Below are 20,042 nucleotides of genomic sequence, written 5' to 3' on the forward strand. Positions count from 1 at the left end.
AGCCCCTGCCGGGCGCGGCCGCCCTGCACGGCCTGGTGTCCTGGGCGGTGACGACGCTCGTTGTCCTGTACCTTCTGACCTCGGCCGCCACGGGCCTCGTCGGAGGAACGCTCGGCACGGTCTCCGGCGCGCTCGGCGGCGCGGGCAATCTCGTCGGCGGCACCATTCAGACGGCCGCCCAGGCCGCGGCGCCGTCGCTGTCGAAGATCACCAACCCGCTGGACGGCATCGAGCAGACGGTCCGCCAGCAGGCCGCCGGCCAGGACCCGCAGGCCGCCAAGGATGCGGCGGTGGCGGCGGTGCGCGCCGTGCTGACCGGTGATCCGGCCCAGAAGGAGCAGGCCAAGAGCCGCGCCGCCGACGCGCTGGCCAAGGCCCAGGGCATTTCGCCGGATCAGGCCAAGGCGCAGATCGACGACTACCAGACGCAGTACGAGCAGGCTGTCGCCACCGCCAAGCAGAAGGCCGAGGCCGCGGCCGTGACGGCGAAGTCCGCCGCCACCCAGGGCGCCTTCTACGCGGCCCTCGCGCTGATCCTCGGTGCGCTGGCGGCCTTCTTCGGCGGTCGCCTTGGCGCCCCGAAGCCGGCGACGCTCCTCGCCTCCTACGACGCGCGGCGCGTCTGAATTCCTTCTCCGGCCCCCGCCGCGCGGCGGGGGCCGCAACCGGCCGGAGCATACGGCCTTCCTCACACAGCAGGAGTGCACACGATGAACAGCACCACCGACAAGCTCAAGGGTCTGGCCAACGAGGCCGTCGGCAACGTCAAACAGGCGGCCGGCAAGGCCACCGGCAACGACACGCTCGTGGCCGAGGGCAAGGCGCAGGAGCTGAAGGGCGAAGCGCAGAAGACGGTCGGCGACGTCAAGGACGGCGCCAAGACCCTCGCCGACAAGATCACCGGCAAGCACTGACCGCACCGCCAGCGGCGCCGGGACGTCCGGCGCTGCCCGAAGGAGCTGCGTCCAACCAGCAATGGAGTGAATCATGAACCACGACCAGATCCGTGGCGCAGCCCGTCACCTCAAGGGTCGCGCGCAGACCGCCGTCGGCGGCGTGACCGGCGACCCGGCCCGCCAAGTGCGCGGCGCCGTGAACCAGATGGCCGGCGGCGCCCAGAACGCCTACGGCCGTGCCCGCGACCGGGCGGAGGACCTCGCCGAGGACGGCCGCCACCTCGCCCACGAGGCGTGGGAGCGGGCCGACGATCTCATCGACGACGGTCGGCACTACGTCGAAGAGGCCCGCCGACGTGTCCAGACCCACGGCCGCCGCGCGATCCGCTACGCCGACACCAACCGTACCACGACGCTGCTCGCCGTCGTCGGCGTTGCCTTCGCGCTGGGCTGGCTCGCACGCGCCTCGCGCTGACACCCCCCAACCTGGAGATTCCGATGATCCGCAAGCTTCTGACCGCCTTCCTTCTGCCGAGGGTGATCGCCTTCATCACGCGCCGCGTCACCGGCCGGGCGGCCACGCCGCCACGCCGGGGCTACTGACCGCCGAATCCGGCGGCTTCCGCCGACCCATCACGGAAAGGACGCGACATGAGCAACGGATACCCCTCGATGACCGCTCTGCTGGGCCTGCTCGCGGTGGCGGGCTACCAGAACAGGGACAAGATCGCTGAGTGGCTCGGCACGCCCGCCCGGGACGCCCATGGGTCACCTGTTCATGGATCGGCAGTTCAAGTGTCGGTGGTGCCGCCGGTGGCGCGGACCGCCCCGGCGACCGGTTCTGCGGCTCCGTTTGACCTGGAGCGCGTGCTCGGCGGCGTCGGCTCGGCCGGAGTCGGCGGCCTGCTGGCCAGCGGGCTGGCCGAACTCGTCGAGCACTTCACCAAGGGTGGCCACGGCGAGACGGCGAAGTCCTGGATCAACCAGGGCGCCAACCGCGATATCGCCGAGGCCGACCTGGAGCGCGCCATAGGCCCGCTGACCCTGGAGCACCTCACCCAGCAGACCGGCCTGAGCCGGTCGGTGATCCTCTCGCGCCTGTCGCGCGATTTGCCGTCGGCCATCGACCGCTACGCGACCGACGGCCGCCGCTTCGCCTGACATCGAGACCCGAGCGTCCGGGTCGCCCCCCGCGGCGGCCGGGCGTCCGGCCAGAGCCGGCATCAGCCGGCAGCCTGCATGACGCGGGGGAACCGGCACGCCATGACCACCGCCCTGCGCCGCCTCATCATCACAGCGCTCATCGCTGCGCTTGCCGGCCTGGGTGTGATGACGGCTCTGCTCGGCCGGCGCCCGCGGACGCTTCGGGTGCAACGGACCGAAGTGCCAGTCCCTGTCGCGGCTCCATCGCCGGGCACGCCGTCTGCGGGCGGCGGGCGGGGTCTGGCCCTCGGGGTCGGGGGCCTGTTGCTCCTGATGGGGCTGGCCGGGATCGTGTACGAAAGCCGTGACGCGCTCATCGGCACCGGTTCTCACGCGCCGGACGGCGCTGCCAAGCCGCTGGCAGCCCGGATGCCATCCAGCGCCGAGACCGCACGCACGCCGAGGCTAGCGGATGCGCTGCCGACGGGGTCGGCGCGGGCGCGCCAAGAGCCCGGCCCACCGGCCAACCTCCCGCCTTCGCGCCCGCCGGCATCGGTCGCGCCGACGTTCGACGTCGTGCGCGTCGAACCGAACGGCGACGCCGTGATTGCGGGACGGGCCGCGCCGAACGCGTCCGTCGAGTTGCTCGTCGATGGCAAGCCCGTGGCGCACGCGCAGGCCGACGCTGGAGGGCACTTCACCCACACGCCGCCGCCGCTCCCGACCGGGAGCAGCGAGATCGGGCTGCGTGCGACGCGCCAGACGCAAGGCGCGTCGGCCCGCATCGCGGTCGTGGTCGCGCCGTCCCGGGATGCCAAACCCCTCATCGCCCTGTCGGCGCCCGACGCGCCGACCCTGGTCCTGTCCCGGCCGGACGATCCTGTCCCGGGCGACCCGGCTCCCGCCACGGTACCGGGGCGACAGGCGCTCAGCGATGCGGGTGGTGCCGCGGCACGACGGGACCTCCCCGCTCCGGGTCGGGATGCGTCGAACCTCGGCGGGAACGTGCGTGGCGGCGAAGCAGGCATCCCGATGACGGGTATCGAGCCCAGCGCGCGCCCACGGGTCGGGGAGACTACTCCGTCGACCGATCAAAACGCAGCGCGAAAGGCTCGCCAGGCCGAAAGCTCCGTCGCCCACGCGACGACGGCGACCCCGAAGATCGTCAGCATCGATACACAGGTCCGAGGGAGGCTTTTCGTCACCGGACGGACAGTCCCGGGAGCCAGCCTGCGGCTCTACGTGAACGATACGCCGGTCGCCCCGGCGACGGTGGGCCGCGACGGCACCGTGACGTTCACCATCGGCCAGGGCGTGAAGCCGGGCCGCTACAAGGTTCGGCTCGATCGGGTCGATCCCACGACGGGCAAGGTCCGAGACCGGGCCGAGGTGCCGTTCACGGCACCCGGCGCCGGCCACGACGAGGGGGGCGAATACGCGGCGGCGCAGCCGGGCGAAGGCCGCCCGGCCGCCGTGCCGGACAGGGCGGAGGGACGGCCCCCGAGGAGGCCGACACGACGCCCGGGCGTCCGGCGGACCCGGTGCAACCAAGCGGCACCGACAGCCTCGCGGCTGAGGTTCCGTCCGGGGCTATGGCGGGCTCCGCCAACGTCTATGTCCCCAGGATCGAGACAGCCCGCATCGTACGCGGCGACAATCTTTGGACGATCAGCCGACGGACCTACGGCGAAGGCGAACGCTACACGCTGATCTACGACGCGAACCAGGACCAAGTCCGCGATCCGGACCTCATCTATCCCGGGCAGGTCCTCGCCCTGCCGGACAAGGACGTCGTCGACGCCGATCAGGCCGGCAAGCGCGACTGACCGGGCGGTTCCGCCTCCGCCGCGAAGAACGGGTCCACCCCTTGGGCGGGGTTCGTGCGTGTCATCCTCGGTTCAGCGCGGCTGAGCCGCCGCCGGGCAAGCCCAGACGTGGACGCATTGGACTGTGGGATGGGAAGGAGCCGGGCGACAAACAATATGCACGGCCAAGCAGGCGGCGGCGGCAGTCTGCATGTCGCCTTCGGCGGCGGTCCGGGCGCCCGCGAGGGGCACGTCTCGTCGCGCTGCCTTGACCACCAGCATGTTTCAGAGTGGGCCGAGACAGGGCAGCGCCGCGCACCCGCGCGGCGCCACCTCCGGTTCAGTAGCTCACGTATCCGCCGGCGCCTTGAGAGGGCCGGACCGCGCCGCCGGTATTCACGGGCGGGGCAACCCGCTGGCGCTCGGCCTGGCGATTGGCCAGGGCGCGGCCCGCGGCGCAGCCACCGACGGCGCCGAGGACGCCATGCCCGGCATAGTGACCGGCGATGCCGCCGACGATGGCGCCCTTGATGCAGCCCTTCGCCTCGGCCGCCTGACCGGCGGCCAGCAGGGCACTCGCCGCGACGGCGGCCACAGCGACACGCTTCATCATGATAATCTTCCCTCCACGGCATCGTCGTAGCCGCGAGGGTGATTTAGGTGCTCAGTGTTCGTCATAAAGACGCCGGCGTGCAAATTTCCGTGAATTTAACCACTTGAATCGGGGCGCGAACTACAGATCTGCGCATCGGTCCTCTCGCAGGTCCTCGCTGCGGAAAATGAACACTACTTGAACGGTGGCCGGGCGCGTGACCTGAACGAGGGTTGTCATCGTCGTCGAGGGGCGCGCTCAAGCGACGTCAGGTCCTGTGTCCAGAACGGAGTGCGACCCGCACATGGCGGCGGTTTCCGAGCACTGACACAGCTACGGACTGTCTTGGTTTGTCTATGGCCCGATCCAGATCGCAACGGACGACATCACCGTTGTGCCGTCCGCGTTGCGTGATCACTGAGACACTCAGATCCCAGGGCGCCATTCCGGACGGCCGGTTTCTCAACCCCCGCCGTGAAGCGGACGGTCTCAAAGCCAAACCGACCAGACAGTCCTGGTGGCTAACCCGACACGCTGCGGGCTCTGACCCGGCTGCCCATCGTAGAGCGGGAGGGCAATTCCGATGTCCTTCCCTCACATCGGGATGGCCGCTTCCTGCACGACCAGTTTCGAAGGGCCGCAACTGGGGTCCACGTCGCCCGTGGCGCGGACCTGATTGCGCCCTGCGCGCTTGGCTTCGTAAAGAGCCGCGTCCGCGCGATCCAGCCATTCGGCCCGGGTCGCCAAGGGATAGCGGCCGGTATGCATGAGCCCGATGCTCACGGTCACGATGCCCATCGGGCTCTGAGTATGGGGGAGCGCCATGGCCTCGATCGCGCGCCGGCACGTGTGCGCGACCTCCAAAGCGCGAGCCTCATCGACGTCATCGAGAAGGACCGCGAATTCTTCTCCACCGATCCGGTAAGCACTTCCCCCTGCGTCCGCTGCACAGGTCGCAAGCCCTGCACCGACGGCCTTCAAGACGTGATCGCCGGCGGGATGTCCGTAGCGATCGTTGAAGGCCTTGAAGCGATCCACGTCGATCAGCGCGAGAGCGAACTGCCCCCCCCGGCTTCTCCGCTCCGCTTCCGCAAGCATCTGCTCGAAGTGGCGGCGATTCGGGATGCCCGTCAGTGCGTCCGTGAGCGCGAGGGCAGCCAATTCTGCTTCCACGGCAGCCCGCCGCCGCAACTCTCCTCCGAGCAGGCGCAGAAGGCAGAGCAGTCCTATGGCGAGGGTACCCACGATCAGCACGATCGCAGTCGCTCGGCCATGCCAGACCGCGTTGATCGTCGCGATGGGGACCGACACGACGACCCGCATCGGCAGTGTCCCAACGCGCCGCGCGATATGCAGGACGTCTCCACCGGCCGCAGGCGCAATCAGGGTCACGTTTTCCGCGCGCCCGAGAGCCGCGATGGTCTGGTTGTCGATTGGGTCAGCCGATGGGTACTGGGCGGCCGCTTGGCCGTCGGCCGTCGCAGCGCCGTCCTCGAACAGCACGGTGATCTTGAGATTGAGGTTGCGATTGAGCCGCGCGAACACTGCCTCGAAGTAGGCGAGTTCGATCGCTCCGACGACGATCCCGGCAAACGCACCGTCGGCGTAGGAAAAGCGGCGGCTGAGCGGGATCATCTCGCGGCCGCTGACGCGTGTGCGCCACGGCCGCCCGACGTAGAGGCCGGCGTCGTGGTCACGCTGCATCTGGAAGTAGGCGCGGTCGCCGCCGTTGAGCCGGCGCGGGATCAGTGATCCGGAATCGAGGAAGGCATCCCCTTGAGCATCGAGGACAAAAATCGCGCCGTAGCCCGAGGCGGTCGCCGCACGATCAAAGAGGGCAAGGTGCCTCACCTCAGGAGACACGCTCTCAAGTATCGGATTTCGCAGGCGTTCTGCGACCGCCTGCAGCGATAGGTCATACAGCTCGAAGTCGCGCGCCAGCGTCCGCGTAAGGCTCTCAAGCAACGACTCGGCACCGACGGAGGCCTGCTCCCACGCCGTGTCGCGCAGACCTGTGACGGTCACGGCTGCAGATCCGCAGAGCACCGCGATGATGGCGACGCCTGTGGCAATCAAAAGTTGCGGTGCGCGAGCAGGGAACTTTAGTAAGGTTGTTGGCATCGCGACTTGGTAGCAAAAATCCGTCGAAGCAATTTACCGCGTCGGGATTAAGCCGTCCCTACCAGCATACGGCACCTCAGATCAGTGTAAGTTGTCGATCTGTCTTACTACTCGCGTGAACGCCTCGGGATGTCCGGCCAGGGAGGAACAGAATGACCGGCTTGTCGGCTCTTCGGATCGCGAGGCAACGGGGCGTCGAATGCCGGGAGGGGCGTCGAACGCCGGAACCTTCACTGCGATCGGCTCATGAGAATCGACGGCAAAGCTGAAGCGCGCCGCAACGGCCGCCTTATCTCGGTCCATGCCGGTATCTCGCCCTGTCGCCGTCCTCGCCGAAGATGAAGCGATCGTCCGCACGGCGACGGCCGACAGGCTGTCCGTGCTCGGCTTCGAGGTGCCTGAGGCCGTGCAGGCCCACGGCACGCTCCAACATTCGGAGGTCGTGTCTCCTGGCGTGTTGCAGTTGCGGCGGGGTAACCGCGGCGGCCGGCCGGGGTCGGATCGATCAGTCTGTCAGGGTCGGCAGGCTGACGAGAGGCGTATCGCCGATCGGGGCGATGCCCTCCGCTTTGATGCCGCGGGCGCGCTGGACGGCCCATCCGTCAGTCCGCGCCAGTGCGCGCCGACGAGGCGGGTGACGGCAGCCTCGCTCAGGACGATGCCAACGAACTCGGTGCGGCGCCCAATCTCGCCGTTGAGGCCCTCCGGCGGGCTCGTCGAACGGAGCTTGACGCTACGCAGGCCGCACCGGGCGAAATCTCGCAGGCAGGCGGTCCAGAACCGTTCGGCTTCCGAGAGGCCGACATCCATGCCGAGCCCCTCCCGGCGGTTTTCAGGCCCGACGACCGAGAACGGCCCTACGAACTCGAACGCGACGCGTGCGTTAGGGGGTGCGGAGCGCACGCAACTGGAAGGTCGGGGTCTGCCCCTTTCGCTCGGGATTCATGAGGGAGTCGAGCTGGCCCTCCGCCAACCAGACCGAGTCGCCTACCCACGCCACTCCGGTCGGCCCTGCGAACTCCTTGACCGTCTCGACCTCGGCGAGGCCACCGGCGACGGTCACCTTGGAGAGGGGGCCTGCACCTTCAACCATGAGAAACCTGGCTCCGTCCGCCTTGAAGCCATCCGGGAACTTGAGCGGTCGGGATGTCTGGAGCTTCGTGATGGATCCCGCCACCTCCCCCTTGGCCTCGATGCGGAAGAGTTCGCTGCCGAGGAACGTATTGACGTACAGCGAGCCGTCCCGGCCGAGGGCAAGGCCGTCGAGCCCACCCTTCAAGCGGTCGTTCTGCACCCAGACTTCGAGCGCGGATGCCCCTGGTTTCAAACGTAGGATCTGGGGCTACGCGTATTCGTGACGTAGAGGGCACCGTCGGGTCCGACCGTCAGGTCGTTGCAGAGCGACGGCTTTCCGGGAAGCGGGACGCTGACCTTGCCTTCCCCGGTCACGAGGTCGAAGCCTTTCACGAAGGCGCCCTCGATGGCGTTGGGTCCCGCGACCCCGAGGGGCGTCGCGTCGTTGGAGCAGACCCAGAGGAGCCCCGCCCGCTCGTCGGCTAGAACGCCGAACGTCGAGCGCGTGGCGAACGCCCCCGGCTTGATCCAGGGCTCGGCGACGTCCGAACCGGCCCTCACGCAAACGATCCCGCCGTTCGCGAGACTGCTCGCTTAGAGGGTTCCGTCTGAGGTCGCGGCCAGGCCTTCGGGGAATGGCGAGACCGACGGGATCGAGACCGTCATCGCGGACGCGTACGCGGCTACGGTGACGCCGATGATCAGAGCGGCGCTACCGAGCAGGAGCCTGCCGGCTTTGAGACGTGGGGCTCTCACGTGATCCGCCATGATGGGCTGCGATGGGTTCAGGCGTCGAGGAAGGCGACGGCTTTCCGCGTGAAGTCCTCATGGTTCCGGGACATGCTGCCGTGGCCGGCGTCCCCGTGGAGGGCGAACTTCGCGTTCGGCAGCCTTCTGGCCACGTCCTCGGCAGGCCCGCGGACGGACCGAGGAGCCGACAGGCGAACGTCGTTCCCGCGGCCGCGACGACGCGGCCCCGGGGCGCCGCTCCATCGCGCCACGGGGTCCGCGCACCGCAGGGACGGCGTGCGCGTCACGCCGCTCGCGCCGAAGGCATCTCGACCACGACCTTGCCCCTGGACCGGCCGGCCTCAAGATCGGTCAGGGCTTGGTCGGTCGCCGCGAACGGGACCACGCAGTCGAGGACCGGGCGGATAATCCCCGCCTCGACCAGCGCGGTGATCTCCGCCAACTGGGCGCCGTTCGCGCGCATGTAGAGGAAGGCGTAATCGACGCCCTGTGCCTTGGCCCTGCGGCGGATGCCGAGGCTCAGCAGTCGCATGACCAGCGCGAGGACCGCGTTCAAGCCTGCCGCTCTCGCGAAGGCCGGGTCCGGCGGCCCGGAGATCGAGATCAGCGTCCCGCCGGGCTTGAGGACGTCCAGGGACTTCCGCAGCGTCGCCCCGTCCAGGCTGGCGAGGACGACGTCGTAACCGGACAGGACCTTCTCGAAGTCCTGGCGGCGATAATCGACGACGAGGTCGGCGCCGAGGCTGCTGACGAGGTCGGCATTGCCCGCGCTCGTCGTGGTTGCCACCGTCGCGCCGAGGTGCTTGGCAAGTTGGATCGCGAAGGTGCCGACGCCACCCGAGCCGGCGTGGATCAACACCTTGTCGCCCCGCTTCACCTGGGTCACCTCGACGAAGGCCTGCCACGCCGTCAGGCCGACGAGAGGGATGGACGCCGCCTCAGCCATCGACAGGGTCTTGGGCTTGAGGGCGAGATCCGCCTCATCGACGGCGATGCGCTCGGCCAGGGCGCCGATCCGCCCGTCCCGCGGCCGGGCGTAGACCTCGTCGCCGACCTTGAATCGCCTGACGTTCCGCCCAACCCTGACGACGGTCCCGGCCAGGTCGTGGCCCAGCACGAAGGGGGGACGGTACTTGAGCAGCGGCCTGAACGCGCCGTCGCGGATCTTGGCGTCAAGGGGGTTCAGCCCGGCGGCCGCGACGGCGACGAGGACGTCCCCGTCCCCCACCGCCGGCTCAGGCATCTCGCCGAGCCGCAGCGGCTGCATCTTCTTGTAGCGGTCGAGGATGAACGCCTTCATGATCGCCGGAACTCCGTGTGCCGAGGATGGCGCCGCGTCACGAGGCGGACGCGTAGCGCGGGGCCGGCTCGACCGTGCCGAAGCCCGGGATCATCGCTTGGCGCGCCGCCTGGAAGGCGTCCCACCGGCCGGCGTCGTGGAGGTGCGGGATCGTCACCGACTCGCGGCGGTCGAAGCCGGCCAGGGCGGCGTCGACGAGGGCGCCGACCTCCATCATCGGCGGGAGGGTGGCTTCGTCGGCGCCCGACCGGCTCCAGATCTCGGTGCGAGTGGCCGCCGGCAGCACGGCCTGGACGTAGACGCCCTTCGGGCCGAGCTCGTGTGCCAGGCCCTGCGACAGGAACTGTACGAAGGCCTTGGTGGCGCCGTAGACCGTCGAGCCGAATTCCGGGACGAGCCCGACGACGGACCCGATGTTGACGATGGCGCCTTCGCCGGCCTCGGCGAAGCGGGGGGCCACAGCCCGGGCGAGGCGCATCACCGACGTGGCGTTGAGGGTGATGAGGCGCTCGATGTCGTCCTGCGACTGCGCGGCGAAAGCTCCGCCGACGTTCGCGCCCGCGTTGTTGATCAGGATTCCGACGCGCCCGTCATCGCTGAGGCGCGCCTCGACGGCGCGCGTCTGGGCCGCGTCGGTGAGGTCGGCCGGCACGACGTCGACGGCCACGCCGGTCTCCCGGCGAAGCCGCTCGGCGAGGTCGTCCATCCGGGTCTTATCGCGGGCGACCAGCACGAGGTCGTGTCCGCGCCGCGCGAACCGGTCGGCATAGGTCGCGCCGATCCCGGAGGAGGCGCCGGTGACGAGAACGGTGGGCTTGGTCGACATGACGGGGTCCAATCAAAGCGGGTCGGTATTCATGATCATTGTCATGATTGAACTTTAATATGATCGCGATCATAATAGTGTCAACGGCTATGGTGGGGAATTTTCGGGATGCGGGTCACCCAGGAGCAGATGCGGGAGAACCGGAGGCGCATCCTCGCGGAGGCGAGCCGCCTGTTCCGCGAGAAGGGGTTCGAGGCGGTCGGGGTGGCCGAGGTGATGAAGGCCGCCGGCCTTACGCACGGCGGCTTCTACGGTCACTTCACCTCGAAGGAGGACCTGATGGCGCACGCCATCGCGCACGCGGCGGCCGAGAAGTCCGGATCGGGGGGCGGCCTTCCCGAATTCCTGAAGGCTTACCTGTCGCCGGCCCACCGGGACGACGCCGCCGGCGGTTGCCCGATGGCCGCCCTGGCGGCGGACGTGCGGCTCCGGCCGGCGCCCACGCGCTCCGCAATGACGGCCGGCATACGTTCGCAGATCGATCGCATGGAGGCGGCGCTCTCGAACACCGTCGTCCGCGACCGCCGCCGCGAGGCCATCGGCACCTACGCCGCTATGCTGGGAGCGCTGATCCTCGCGCGCGCGGTCGACGACCCCGCGCTCTCGAACGAGATCCTGGCCGAGACTCGCGAATGGCTGGATCACGACGCCTGAGGCCGCCATGCGGATGAACGGCGTCAGCCTACGCGACAGCCACACGCATTGCGCCCGGCGCCGTCGCTCCGGGCAGATGCTGAGGACGCCGCCGCCGATCGGGGCGTGCTGTCCGGAATCATCGAGCGCGAGCGCTGGACGCCCCGTTCCTCGTTCTGCTCCAGCAGGGTCGCGTCGACGAGGCGGGTGATGGCGGCCTCGTTGGGGAAGATGCCGTCGGTCTCCGGCCGCCTCCATCAGATCCTCCGGCGGTAGGTTCGGCGCGGCGGAAGCTCTGCATCCAGCCTCGGGAAGGACAACCACGGCGGGGACGTCGAGCAGTCAGCCCGGTGCGGCCCCGGCGTCGATGGCTGCGATCAGCCGAGGCCCGTCATCCCCCCATTCGCTTCTGCGCAGGCGCGCAGCAAGTCCGGTGCGGCAATTGCCAGGGCGTTGAGTGCGACACGCAGGATCTCGTAAGGTCCCGATGGCGCAGCCGAGGCGCGTTGAGGTGGCGGACTGCCCTGGGGACGTGGTCGGTGCGCTGGAGGCCGCGCTCGCGGCAGAGGGTGATCAAGGTGTCGAACAGCAGAGCCGTGGCGTCGCCGGCTACGAGGCGGCAGCGGGCGGTCTCACGCGGTACGCCGGCACCGAGCGTCGGCCGGAGCAACATCGTCGACCTCCCGGATCACCGCGCGTTCTAAGCCTCGATCCGGAAACGCCCGCCCTCGCGAAACGAGCCCCCCAATTCGCCAACCGTATCACAAACGGCGCAATCCCAATCCCGATCTCAGGCAGTTGGCGGACTTGGCCAGCGTGGCGGTGTAGTGCAGCGCCACGCTGGCCAAGCGTCATCCCTCTCGGGCAGGGCCGTGACGCCGACCACGAGGATCGCGTCCGGACCGCCCGCCAGCCGATCGGCCAGCGAGACGATCACCCGTTCCGGAGGGGCCGACTGACAGATCCCAGCGGCGATGGCGTGATGCTGCAGGCCATAGGAACCGCCTTCGGCGCGCGCCGCCATGGGCTGGATGCTCTTGCGCTCGCCCGACCCGATCAGGCCGGCCACACAGACAGGCATGTGGCGCGACGGGCCGGGTGGGACAGAGCCGTCAGGAACGGCTCAAGCCAGAGAGACAATTCCACACGCCCGCTATCGTTTGTTGCCATCGCGACCGTCCGCACCGGAACACCCCGTCGTGCGAAGCCGCCGTGAACCCCGTCGTTCCACTGAACTGCCAAAGTATTACCCGTGCGCACTACCATGCGTCGTCGATCGGGAACCCGACTTGGCGGCCCATCTGGTCGCTGTCCGCCAGCAGATCGTCGACCTCGTAGGGCCTGCGGTGCCGGGCGACGCGCACCCCGCGCTGACCCCGCTCCGCTACCGGGGCGTCCATGCCGTCGATCGTCACCCGGGTGCGGCCCATGCCCTGGCTCTTGACGAGGTTGAACAACGTCGCGGCATTGCGCACCGACAGGCGGACGCAGCCGTGGGAAGCCGCACGCCCGAGGTTGCGGACGTGGTTGGTGCCGTGGATGGCGTGACCCTGATTGGTGAAGAACATCGCGAAGGGCATGGGCGCGTCATCCCATTCCTTCGAGAAATGCGTGCGCTCCATCCGGAACGGGCGGTAGGATCCGGACGGGGTGTCATGGCTCGCGACCCCGGTGGAGACGGGCCAGGAATAGCGGGGCTGTCCGTCGACCGAGACCTCCATGCGCTGGCTGCTCTTGTCGACGTTGACGAGGACGTCCGCGCTGGCCGCACCCGGACCGGCGGCCCACAGGAGGACGCCGGACAGGATCGAGATCAGACCGATACGCATCCAAGACTCCGACTGGTACCAAGACTCCGGCTGGACCAACCGCAGCGCTGTACCGTCACGCTAAACCGTTGGCGACACCGAGGTTCCGCCCGCTCTCAACCCTGCGTAGTCACGCTTTGCTGAAGCCCATCACGGGGCCGCAGCAATCCGGCCGCAAGTCCGGAGGATCGCGGCCTCCGCCGCCTCGGCGATCCGCCTCACCACGTCGCCAGCGCCCGGCAGATCCTCGATCAGTCCGACGGCCTCGCCGACCGTAACGTTGGCGACGTCGTAGTCGCCCGCCGCATCGGCCTCCTCCACGTCCTGCCGCCGCGCCGCGGCGGCCGCGCGCAGTTCCGCCTCGCGGCCGTGCCAGGTCTCGATGAAGGCGTTGCGCAGGAGGCGGCCGGTATAGGGCGCCGGCCAGGGCCGCTGGCGGGCGATGTCGTAGACCTGCGTGCGCACCGTGTCGTCGCCGGTGGCCGCGAGAACCCGCTCCTTCGCGGCCGGGTGGATCAGCGCCTCCCGGGTCGCCCAGAACCGCGTCCCCATGAGGACGCCGTCGGCCCCGAGGGCCAGAGCGGCGGCGAGGCCGCGGCCATCCGCGATGCCGCCCGCCGCGAGGAGCAGCGTCTCGGGGCGTTCCCGAGCGATCAGGTCGGCGACCGCCGGCACGAACGGCAGCGTGCCGCGGGCCGCGAGACCGTGGCCGCCGGCTTCCGTGCCCTGCGCCACCACCACGGTCGCGCCGACCTCCAGGGCGCGCCGGGCCTGGGCCAGGGTGTGAACCTGGCAGATCAGCGGCACGCCCGCGGCGTGGACTTGCGGGGCGAAGGGGGCGGGATCCGCGAAGGAGAGCATCAGGGCGGCGGGCGACCGGGCGAGCGCCGCCTCGAGAAGCGACGGATCCCGAGCCATGGACCAGGTGATGAAGCCGCAGCCGACCCGCTGGTTGCCCGCGCGGTCGAATTCGCGCGCGAGGGTCGCATGGTCGCCGTAGCCGCCACCGATCAAGCCGAGGCCACCGGCGGCGCTCACCGCCGCCGCGAGGGCGCCCCCCGAGGCCGGATCCATCGGGGCCAACACGATCGGATGGTGCAGTCCGAAGGCCTCGGTGAGTCTGGTTCTCAAGGCCATCTTTCCCCTCCCCGGAGTATCCGGCCGCGCGGTTGCGCGGACCGCCTGTCCGGGCTTAACGGTCGATGTGATGCGGAAAAAGTGATTCCTTCAGAAGGAAGGCATCGGAAAAGCAGATGGCATGAACAGCACCGACCTGATGGTCTTCGCGACGGTGGCCGAGACCGGCGGCATCGGCCGGGCGGCGGTTCGGCTCAACACCGTGCAGTCCAACGTCACCGGGCGGATCCGTGCGCTGGAGCAGGCGTTGCGCGTGCCGCTGTTCCACCGCGGCAGCCGCGGGGTGACGCTGACCCGGGCCGGGGAGCGGCTCCTGCCCTACGCCCTCCAGGTCGGCCGGCTGCTCGCGGAGGCGCAGCACGCCCTGCTGGCCGAGGGTGAGCCCCGCGGACCCCTGCGGATCGGCGCCATGGAGACGACCGCGGCCCTGCGCCTGCCCGGCCCGCTCGCCGACTTCGCCGCGTGCCACCCGGAGGTGGACATCGAACTCGAGACAGGTCCGACAGAGCTGCTGATCGCGCGGGTCCTCGACCGGCGCCTCGAGGGCGCCTTCGTCGCCGGCCCCGTGACCCAGGCCGACCTCATCGGGATCCCGGTGCTCACCGAGGATCTGGTGCTGGTCGCCCATCCCGAGGTCGGCGACCTGACGGCGCTGCTCGAGCGGCTGGGGCGCGCGCGGGAGGCGAAGGTGCTCGTGTTCCGGGCCGGCTGCTCGTATCGGAGGCGCCTGGAGGACTTCCTGGCGCGACAGGGCCTGGTCCACGTGCGCCGCATGGAGTTCGGGACCCTCGACGGCATCCTCGGCTGCGTCGCGGCCGGGATGGGCGTGACCCTGATCCCGCGCGGTGTGGCCGAGCCCGCGTGCCGGGCGGGGCGCGTGTCGGTCCATCCGCTGCCCGACGGGGACGGACGCGCCGAGACCCTCCTGGTCCGTCGCGGCGACGGCCAGCCGAGCGCGGCCTTCGCGCGGTTCGCCGAGCAGATCCGGACGGCCTTCCCGCAGTGACGGCACCCGCGCCGGCACGGACCCTGCGGCGAGCAACCGCCGGTTGACAGCGCCCGGAGCCCGGGCGCTTCCTCCGGCCGCAACCGGTTCGGAGTTCCCATGGCCCTCGACCCCAGACTCGCTGCCGAGATCGAAGCCTCCGTGGCGGAGGGTTTCGCCGATCAGGTCGCCCACACGCAGGCGCTGGTCCGGTTCGCCTCCCTGCGGGGCGCGGAACATGCCTGCCAGGATTACGTGTTCGCGCAGTTCCGCGCCCGGGGCTACGCCACCGAGCGCTTCGCCATGGACCGGGCCGCCATCGCGGCCCATCCGGGTGGCTCAAGGATCGACGACGCGCACCATTCGGACGCGCCGATCGTCGTTGGCCATCACCGTCCGAACGCCGAGACGGGCCGTTCGCTGATCCTGCAGGCCCATGTCGACGTGGTGCCGACCGGCCCCCTCGACCTCTGGACCCATCGGCCCTTCGACCCGGTCATCGAGGGGGACTGGCTGTACGGCCGCGGCGCCGGCGACATGAAGGCCGGCCACGCCGCCAACCTGTTCGCCCTCGACGCCCTGGCGCGCCTCGGCCTGCAGCCGGCGGCCTCCGTATCCGTGCAGTCGGTGGTCGAGGAGGAATCCACCGGCAACGGCGCCCTGATGACCCACCTGCGCGGCTACCGGGCCGACGCCGTGCTGATCCCCGAGCCCGAGGACGAGAAGCTCGTGCGCGCCAATACCGGCGTGCTGTGGTTCACCGTGGAGGTCCGGGGCGTACCGGTCCACGTGCGCGAGATGGGCGCGGGCGCCAACGCCATCGACGCCACCTACCGGGTGATCGGCGCGCTGCGCGACGTCGAGGCCCGCTGGAACGCCGAGAAGGCGTCGCACCCGCATTTCGAGACCGAGGACCACCCGATCAACCTCAATATCGGCAAGATCGAGGGCGGCGACTGGGCCTCCTCGGTCCCGGCCTGGTGCCGGATCCATTGCCGCATCGCGCTCTATCCGGGCGTGACCGCCGCGCAGGCCGCCGACGAGATCGAGGCCGCCGTGGCGTCCTTCTCCCGCACCGACCCGTTCCTGGCCAACAACCCGCCGCGGGTGGTGTTCAACGGTTTCTTCGCCGAGGGCTACGTGCTGGAGGCGGGCTCGGAGGCCGAGGCCATGCTCGGCCGCGCCCACGAGCGGGCGATCGGGTCGCCGCTCCAGAGCTTCATGACGGCGGGCTATCTCGATACGCGGGTCCACGCCCTCTACGACCGGGTGCCGGCCCTCTGCTACGGCCCGATCTCCCAGAACATCCACGCCTTCGACGAGCGCGTCAGTCTCGCCTCGGTGAAGCGCTGCACCACCGCGATGGCCCTGTTCGTGGCCGAGTGGTGCGGCACGGAGCGGAAGGCGGCCTGATCAGTTGCCGTCTTTGCGAGCGGAGCGAAGCAATCCAGGGTGGCGCCACACATACGAATGTCGCGCCGCACTGGGTCGCTTCGCTGCGCTCGCGATGACGGCGGTGTTCGCCGTCAGGGGATCAGCCGGTCCGCGCGGAGCTGGGCGAACAGGTCGTAGAACGCGTCGTCGGTGGGCTGGTAGGCCGTGAAGCCGAGGCGCCGGCTCTTGCTCATGTCGGTGACGACCTCGATCGGCCGGCCGAGATCGGCATCCGTGTGCCAGGGGGAGGCAAGCTTTTCGAGGTTCGGCTCCGCGAGGCCGTGGCGTGCCGCGATCTCCGCCCAGACCGGCCCGTCCTGCGCCATCCGGGGCTCCAGGGGCCGGTGCGTGCCGTCGAAGGGCACTGCCTCGATCCCGAACCAGGCGGCGATCCGGCCCCACATCCGGCTCCAGCGGAAGACGTCGCCGTCGACGACGTTGAATGCCGCGTCGGCGGCCTTCGGCTCGGTCGAAGCCCAGAGCAGGTGGCGGGCGAGCAGCCGCGCGTCGGTCATGTCGGTGAGGCCGTTCCACTGCGCGGCCGAGCCCGGGAAGACGAACGGGCGTCCCGTCTCCCGGCACAGGGTGGCGTAGCAGGCGAGGGTCGTGCCCATGTTCATGGCGTTGCCCACCGCCTTGCCGATGATCGTGTGCGGGCGGTGGACGCTCCAGGTGAAGCCGTCGCGGGCGGCGGCCGCGAACACGGCATCCTCCTGGGCGTAGTAGAAGTTCTCGATGTCGAGGCGGCCCTGGTCCTCGCGGAACGGCGTCTGCGGCAGTGTGCCTTTGCCGTAGGCCTCGAACGGGCCGAGATAGTGCTTCAGCCCGGTCACCAGGGCGACGTGGCGGACGCTCTTCTTCGGGCGCAGGGCATCCAGCAGGTTCTCCACCATCGCCCGGTTGACGCGGATCATTTCCGCCTCGGTCGGCCGCCGCTGCCAGGTCGCCAGGAACACGTGGCTCGGCGCGAGGTCGGCCAGCGCCCGCTCCAGCGAGGCCGGATCCTGCAGGTCGCCGGCCACCGGCTCGACGCCCGCCTGGGCCACCGGGTGGCGCGCGAGGCCGGCGACCTTCCAGCCCTCCCGATGAAGCAGCGCCGCGGTGGCGCTGCCCACGATCCCGCTGGCGCCGACGATCAGGGCGGTGTTCGACATAAAAACCCTCGTGCCCGGTCAAAACCCGGGTCCGGGGCAGATGGGCACAGGGGGTGTCGCGACAACCCCGCCGGGCAGCGGGGACGCCTGTGCGGCGCGCAAGGGTTGCGCGATTGCCGCGCCTTCACCGTCATCGCGAGCGCAGCGAAGCGACCCGGCGCGGCGCGCGGTTTCGAGCCGTGGCGCGACTCTGGATTGCTTCGCTGCGCTCGCAAAGACGGCGGGGCAGCCGCGATAGCCCTCAGGCGACCCGGTCGATCGCCGCGCCGAGGACGTCCACGATCTCGCCGATCTGGCCGCGCTCGATGATCAGCGGCGGCGACAGGGCGACTATGTCGCCGGTCACCCGGGTGAGCAGGCCGCGTTCGAAGCAGTCCACGAACACGTCGTAGGCGCGCTTGCCCGGCGCGTCCGGCCGCGGTGCCAGCTCGATGCCGGCGATCAGCCCGATGGTGCGGATGTCGGTGACGTTCTTGCGCCCGCGCAGGTCGTGCATCGCGGCCGCCCAGTCGTCGGCGATGTCGGTGACGCGGGTCAGCAGCCCCTCGTCCCGGTAGATGTCCAGCGTGGCGATGCCGGCCGCGCAGGCGACCGGGTGCCCGGAATAGGTGTAGCCGTGGAACAGCTCGATCCCGTCCGGGCCGTGCATCAGCCCGTCATGGACCGCGCGGCTCGCGAAGACCGCGCCCATCGGCACCGTGCCGTTGGTCAGGCCCTTGGCGCTGGTCACGAGGTCGGGGACGACGCCGAAATAATCGGTGGCGAACGGCGCACCCAGGCGGCCGAAACCGGAAATGACCTCGTCGAAGATCAGCAGGATGCCGTGCTTGGTGCAGATCTCGCGCAGGCGCTCGAGGTAGCCCTTCGGCGGGACCAGCACGCCGGTCGAACCCGCAACCGGCTCGACGATGCAGGCCGCGATGGTCTCGGCCCCGTGGAGCGCCACAAGCCGCTCCAGATCCTCGGCGAGCTCCATCCCGTGCTCGGGCTGGCCCTTCACGAAGGCGTTGCGGGCCGGGTCGTGGGTGTGGCGCAGGTGGTCGGTGCCGTTGAGCTGCGGGAAGACCCGCCGGTTCGACACGATGCCGCCGACCGAGAGGCCGCCGAAGCCGACGCCGTGATAGCCGCGCTCGCGACCGATCAGCCGGGTGCGGGTCCCCTGCCCGATCGCCCGCTGGTAGGCCAGCGCGATCTTGAGGGCGGTATCGACCGATTCCGAGCCGGAATTGGTGAAGAACACCCGGTCGAGGCGCTGATCCGGCCCGCCCGGGGCGATCTCGGCGAGGCGTTCGGCGAATTCGAAGGCGATGGGATGGCCCATCTGGAAGGTCGGGGCGAAGTCGAGGGTCGCGAGCTGGCGCTCCACCGCGGCGGCGATTCCCCGGCGCCCGTGCCCGGCATTGACGCACCAGAGGCCGGCGGTGCCGTCGAGGACCGTGCGGCCGTCATCGGCGGTGTAATGCATGCCCTCCGCCGACACGAGGAGGCGCGGCGCCGCCTTGAACTGGCGGTTGGCCGTGAACGGCATCCAGAAGGCGTCCATCGCGGGCGTGTTGCGGAGCGGATGGTCGGTCATGGGGCGGCTCTCCGGAGCGGACGGCGCGGATCGGGCGACCGGGCCAGGGGACACCTTCACCGATCGGGCAACAAGTCCTTTTCTGGTCGCCGCCAACCCCTTGCAGGAATGGGGCCGCAGGTGACACCGTTGCGGGATCCGCAACACCTGAAACGGAGCCCCGCCGGATGAGCATCGATGTCGGCGCGCGCCTGCGCTTCGTGCGCGCCCGCCACGGCCTCTCGCAGCGGACGCTCGCCAAGCGCGCCGGCGTGACCAACTCGGCGATCTCGCTGATCGAGGCGAACCGGGTGAACCCGTCGGTGGGCGCCCTGAAGCGGATCCTCGACGGGGTGCCGATCGGCATGGCCGAGTTCTTCGCCCTGGAGCCGGAACCGGAGCGCAAGGCGTTCTTCGCCGCCGAGGACCTCACCGAGATCGGCCGGCGGGCCGCCAAGGGGGCGATCTCGTACCGTCAGGTCGGCGACAGCCTGTTCGGCCGCAAGCTCCAGATCCTCAAGGAGCGCTACGAGCCCGGCGCCGATACCGGCCGGGTGCCGCTCTCCCACGAGGGCGAGGAGGGCGGCATCGTGTTGTCCGGCAGGTTGGAAGTCACGGTGGATGCCGAGCGCCGGATCCTCGGCCCCGGCGACGCCTACAGCTTCGACAGCCGCCGCCCGCACCGGTTCCGCTGCGTCGGGCCGAGCCCCTGCGAGGTGGTGAGCGCCTGCACGCCGCCGAGCTTCTGACGGCGCGCGCGCCGAGGACCGGATGGGGCCGGGCTGTGTCGGCCTGCTCGTGCCGTCGTCCGGGCCGAGAAATCCCGATT

At 70.1% G+C, this 20,042-nt stretch carries 20 protein-coding genes and 2 pseudogenes; 9 read left to right on the top strand and 13 right to left on the bottom strand.

The features are described from left to right. From ACXJKQ_RS09420 to ACXJKQ_RS09440, 5 genes are all read left to right on the top strand, one after another. A partial coding sequence (locus tag ACXJKQ_RS09420) for a PhnA-like protein (RefSeq protein WP_457105496.1) occupies window positions 1-626 on the top strand: 626 nt, incomplete at its 5' end. 84 nt (window positions 627-710) lie between these two features. Then, window positions 711-914 (top strand): CsbD family protein, encoded by a 204-nt coding sequence (locus tag ACXJKQ_RS09425; protein WP_457105497.1) that lies wholly within the window; start codon window positions 711-713, stop codon window positions 912-914. Between the two features lie 73 nt (window positions 915-987). Next, complete coding sequence (locus tag ACXJKQ_RS09430) at window positions 988-1,371, top strand: CsbD family protein (protein WP_457105498.1); 384 nt, start codon at window positions 988-990, stop codon at window positions 1,369-1,371. A 176-nt stretch (window positions 1,372-1,547) separates the two neighbouring features. Beyond that, a complete protein-coding gene (locus tag ACXJKQ_RS09435; protein WP_457105499.1) occupies window positions 1,548-2,057 on the top strand; it encodes a YidB family protein in 510 nt (169 codons plus the stop codon). A 1,574-nt stretch (window positions 2,058-3,631) separates the two neighbouring features. Further along, window positions 3,632-3,865, top strand: coding sequence for a LysM peptidoglycan-binding domain-containing protein (locus tag ACXJKQ_RS09440; protein ID WP_457105500.1), 234 nt, complete (start codon window positions 3,632-3,634; stop codon window positions 3,863-3,865). A 319-nt stretch (window positions 3,866-4,184) separates the two neighbouring features. Here ACXJKQ_RS09440 and ACXJKQ_RS09445 read toward each other — a convergent pair whose 3' ends face one another. The 7 genes and pseudogenes from ACXJKQ_RS09445 to ACXJKQ_RS09475 all read right to left on the bottom strand — a co-directional run bounded on the left by ACXJKQ_RS09445 (window position 4,185) and on the right by ACXJKQ_RS09475 (window position 10,507). After that, entirely contained in the window at window positions 4,185-4,457 is a 273-nt protein-coding gene (locus ACXJKQ_RS09445) for a hypothetical protein (RefSeq protein ID WP_457105501.1), read from the bottom strand. Between the two features lie 573 nt (window positions 4,458-5,030). After that, a complete protein-coding gene (locus ACXJKQ_RS09450; RefSeq protein WP_457105502.1) occupies window positions 5,031-6,461 on the bottom strand; it encodes a diguanylate cyclase domain-containing protein in 1,431 nt (476 codons plus the stop codon). A gap of 601 nt (window positions 6,462-7,062) precedes the next feature. Next, window positions 7,063-7,289: pseudogene (locus ACXJKQ_RS09455) on the bottom strand (IS256 family transposase); the annotation flags it as partial. A gap of 151 nt (window positions 7,290-7,440) precedes the next feature. Further along, window positions 7,441-7,851 carry a hypothetical protein gene (locus ACXJKQ_RS09460; RefSeq protein WP_457105503.1) on the bottom strand — a complete coding sequence of 137 codons (411 nt, stop codon included), beginning with the start codon at window positions 7,849-7,851 and terminating at the stop codon, window positions 7,441-7,443. Window positions 7,852-7,880: 29 nt separating this feature from the next. Next, window positions 7,881-8,192, bottom strand: a complete 312-nt coding sequence (locus ACXJKQ_RS09465) for a hypothetical protein (RefSeq protein ID WP_457105504.1) — start codon at window positions 8,190-8,192, stop codon at window positions 7,881-7,883. Window positions 8,193-8,664: 472 nt separating this feature from the next. Then, window positions 8,665-9,681: an NADP-dependent oxidoreductase gene (locus tag ACXJKQ_RS09470; protein ID WP_457105505.1), complete on the bottom strand. Its 1,017-nt coding sequence runs from the start codon at window positions 9,679-9,681 to the stop codon at window positions 8,665-8,667. Window positions 9,682-9,718: 37 nt separating this feature from the next. Continuing rightward, window positions 9,719-10,507 (bottom strand): SDR family NAD(P)-dependent oxidoreductase, encoded by a 789-nt coding sequence (locus ACXJKQ_RS09475; RefSeq protein ID WP_457105506.1) that lies wholly within the window; start codon window positions 10,505-10,507, stop codon window positions 9,719-9,721. A gap of 108 nt (window positions 10,508-10,615) precedes the next feature. Between ACXJKQ_RS09475 and ACXJKQ_RS09480 the strand changes: the two genes are divergently transcribed. Then, on the top strand, window positions 10,616-11,161 hold the full coding sequence (locus ACXJKQ_RS09480; RefSeq protein WP_457105507.1) for a helix-turn-helix domain-containing protein: 546 nt from the start codon (window positions 10,616-10,618) through the stop codon (window positions 11,159-11,161). 107 nt (window positions 11,162-11,268) lie between these two features. Here ACXJKQ_RS09480 and ACXJKQ_RS09485 read toward each other — a convergent pair. The 4 genes and pseudogenes from ACXJKQ_RS09485 to ACXJKQ_RS09500 form a co-directional block, all read right to left on the bottom strand. After that, window positions 11,269-11,394: pseudogene (locus ACXJKQ_RS09485) on the bottom strand (IS256 family transposase); the annotation flags it as partial. A gap of 536 nt (window positions 11,395-11,930) precedes the next feature. Beyond that, complete coding sequence (locus ACXJKQ_RS09490) at window positions 11,931-12,221, bottom strand: transposase (protein ID WP_457105508.1); 291 nt, start codon at window positions 12,219-12,221, stop codon at window positions 11,931-11,933. A gap of 178 nt (window positions 12,222-12,399) precedes the next feature. Then, window positions 12,400-12,969 carry a L,D-transpeptidase gene (locus tag ACXJKQ_RS09495; protein WP_457105509.1) on the bottom strand — a complete coding sequence of 190 codons (570 nt, stop codon included), beginning with the start codon at window positions 12,967-12,969 and terminating at the stop codon, window positions 12,400-12,402. 129 nt (window positions 12,970-13,098) lie between these two features. Continuing rightward, window positions 13,099-14,085, bottom strand: coding sequence for an NAD(P)H-dependent flavin oxidoreductase (locus tag ACXJKQ_RS09500; protein ID WP_457105510.1), 987 nt, complete (start codon window positions 14,083-14,085; stop codon window positions 13,099-13,101). A gap of 121 nt (window positions 14,086-14,206) precedes the next feature. Between ACXJKQ_RS09500 and ACXJKQ_RS09505 the strand changes: the two genes are divergently transcribed. Together ACXJKQ_RS09505 and ACXJKQ_RS09510 are read left to right on the top strand one after the other, a co-directional pair. Continuing rightward, entirely contained in the window at window positions 14,207-15,091 is an 885-nt protein-coding gene (locus ACXJKQ_RS09505) for a LysR family transcriptional regulator (protein WP_457105511.1), read from the top strand. Between the two features lie 99 nt (window positions 15,092-15,190). Next, complete coding sequence (locus ACXJKQ_RS09510) at window positions 15,191-16,483, top strand: ArgE/DapE family deacylase (RefSeq protein WP_457105512.1); 1,293 nt, start codon at window positions 15,191-15,193, stop codon at window positions 16,481-16,483. A 113-nt stretch (window positions 16,484-16,596) separates the two neighbouring features. Here the strand turns inward: ACXJKQ_RS09510 and ACXJKQ_RS09515 are convergent, their stop codons facing one another. Together ACXJKQ_RS09515 and ACXJKQ_RS09520 are read right to left on the bottom strand one after the other, a co-directional pair. Beyond that, window positions 16,597-17,658, bottom strand: a complete 1,062-nt coding sequence (locus ACXJKQ_RS09515) for an SDR family oxidoreductase (protein ID WP_457105513.1) — start codon at window positions 17,656-17,658, stop codon at window positions 16,597-16,599. Window positions 17,659-17,899: 241 nt separating this feature from the next. Continuing rightward, window positions 17,900-19,234, bottom strand: a complete 1,335-nt coding sequence (locus ACXJKQ_RS09520) for an aminotransferase class III-fold pyridoxal phosphate-dependent enzyme (protein WP_457105514.1) — start codon at window positions 19,232-19,234, stop codon at window positions 17,900-17,902. 167 nt (window positions 19,235-19,401) lie between these two features. Here ACXJKQ_RS09520 and ACXJKQ_RS09525 point away from each other — a divergent pair, with 167 nt between their 5' ends. After that, window positions 19,402-19,962 (top strand): cupin domain-containing protein, encoded by a 561-nt coding sequence (locus tag ACXJKQ_RS09525; protein ID WP_457105515.1) that lies wholly within the window; start codon window positions 19,402-19,404, stop codon window positions 19,960-19,962. Window positions 19,963-20,042: the final 80 nt, after the last annotated feature.

Source organism: Methylobacterium sp. P5_C11 (genome assembly GCF_054049775.1).

Bases quoted from the DNA above. Each gene is read 5' to 3' on its own strand.
- ACXJKQ_RS09425 (WP_457105497.1), top strand. From the start codon at position 711: ATGAACAGCACCACCGACAAGCTCAAGGGTCTGGCCAACGAGGCCGTC.
- ACXJKQ_RS09505 (WP_457105511.1), top strand. From the start codon at position 14,207: ATGAACAGCACCGACCTGATGGTCTTCGCGACGGTGGCCGAGACCGGC.
- ACXJKQ_RS09500 (WP_457105510.1), bottom strand. From the start codon at position 14,085: ATGGCCTTGAGAACCAGACTCACCGAGGCCTTCGGACTGCACCATCCG.
- ACXJKQ_RS09480 (WP_457105507.1), top strand. From the start codon at position 10,616: ATGCGGGTCACCCAGGAGCAGATGCGGGAGAACCGGAGGCGCATCCTC.
- ACXJKQ_RS09435 (WP_457105499.1), top strand. From the start codon at position 1,548: ATGAGCAACGGATACCCCTCGATGACCGCTCTGCTGGGCCTGCTCGCG.
- ACXJKQ_RS09445 (WP_457105501.1), bottom strand. From the start codon at position 4,457: ATGATGAAGCGTGTCGCTGTGGCCGCCGTCGCGGCGAGTGCCCTGCTG.
- ACXJKQ_RS09430 (WP_457105498.1), top strand. From the start codon at position 988: ATGAACCACGACCAGATCCGTGGCGCAGCCCGTCACCTCAAGGGTCGC.
- ACXJKQ_RS09525 (WP_457105515.1), top strand. From the start codon at position 19,402: ATGAGCATCGATGTCGGCGCGCGCCTGCGCTTCGTGCGCGCCCGCCAC.
- ACXJKQ_RS09475 (WP_457105506.1), bottom strand. From the start codon at position 10,507: ATGTCGACCAAGCCCACCGTTCTCGTCACCGGCGCCTCCTCCGGGATC.
- ACXJKQ_RS09440 (WP_457105500.1), top strand. From the start codon at position 3,632: ATGGCGGGCTCCGCCAACGTCTATGTCCCCAGGATCGAGACAGCCCGC.
- ACXJKQ_RS09470 (WP_457105505.1), bottom strand. From the start codon at position 9,681: ATGAAGGCGTTCATCCTCGACCGCTACAAGAAGATGCAGCCGCTGCGG.
- ACXJKQ_RS09510 (WP_457105512.1), top strand. From the start codon at position 15,191: ATGGCCCTCGACCCCAGACTCGCTGCCGAGATCGAAGCCTCCGTGGCG.
- ACXJKQ_RS09490 (WP_457105508.1), bottom strand. From the start codon at position 12,221: ATGCCTGTCTGTGTGGCCGGCCTGATCGGGTCGGGCGAGCGCAAGAGC.
- ACXJKQ_RS09515 (WP_457105513.1), bottom strand. From the start codon at position 17,658: ATGTCGAACACCGCCCTGATCGTCGGCGCCAGCGGGATCGTGGGCAGC.
- ACXJKQ_RS09520 (WP_457105514.1), bottom strand. From the start codon at position 19,234: ATGACCGACCATCCGCTCCGCAACACGCCCGCGATGGACGCCTTCTGG.
- ACXJKQ_RS09495 (WP_457105509.1), bottom strand. From the start codon at position 12,969: ATGCGTATCGGTCTGATCTCGATCCTGTCCGGCGTCCTCCTGTGGGCC.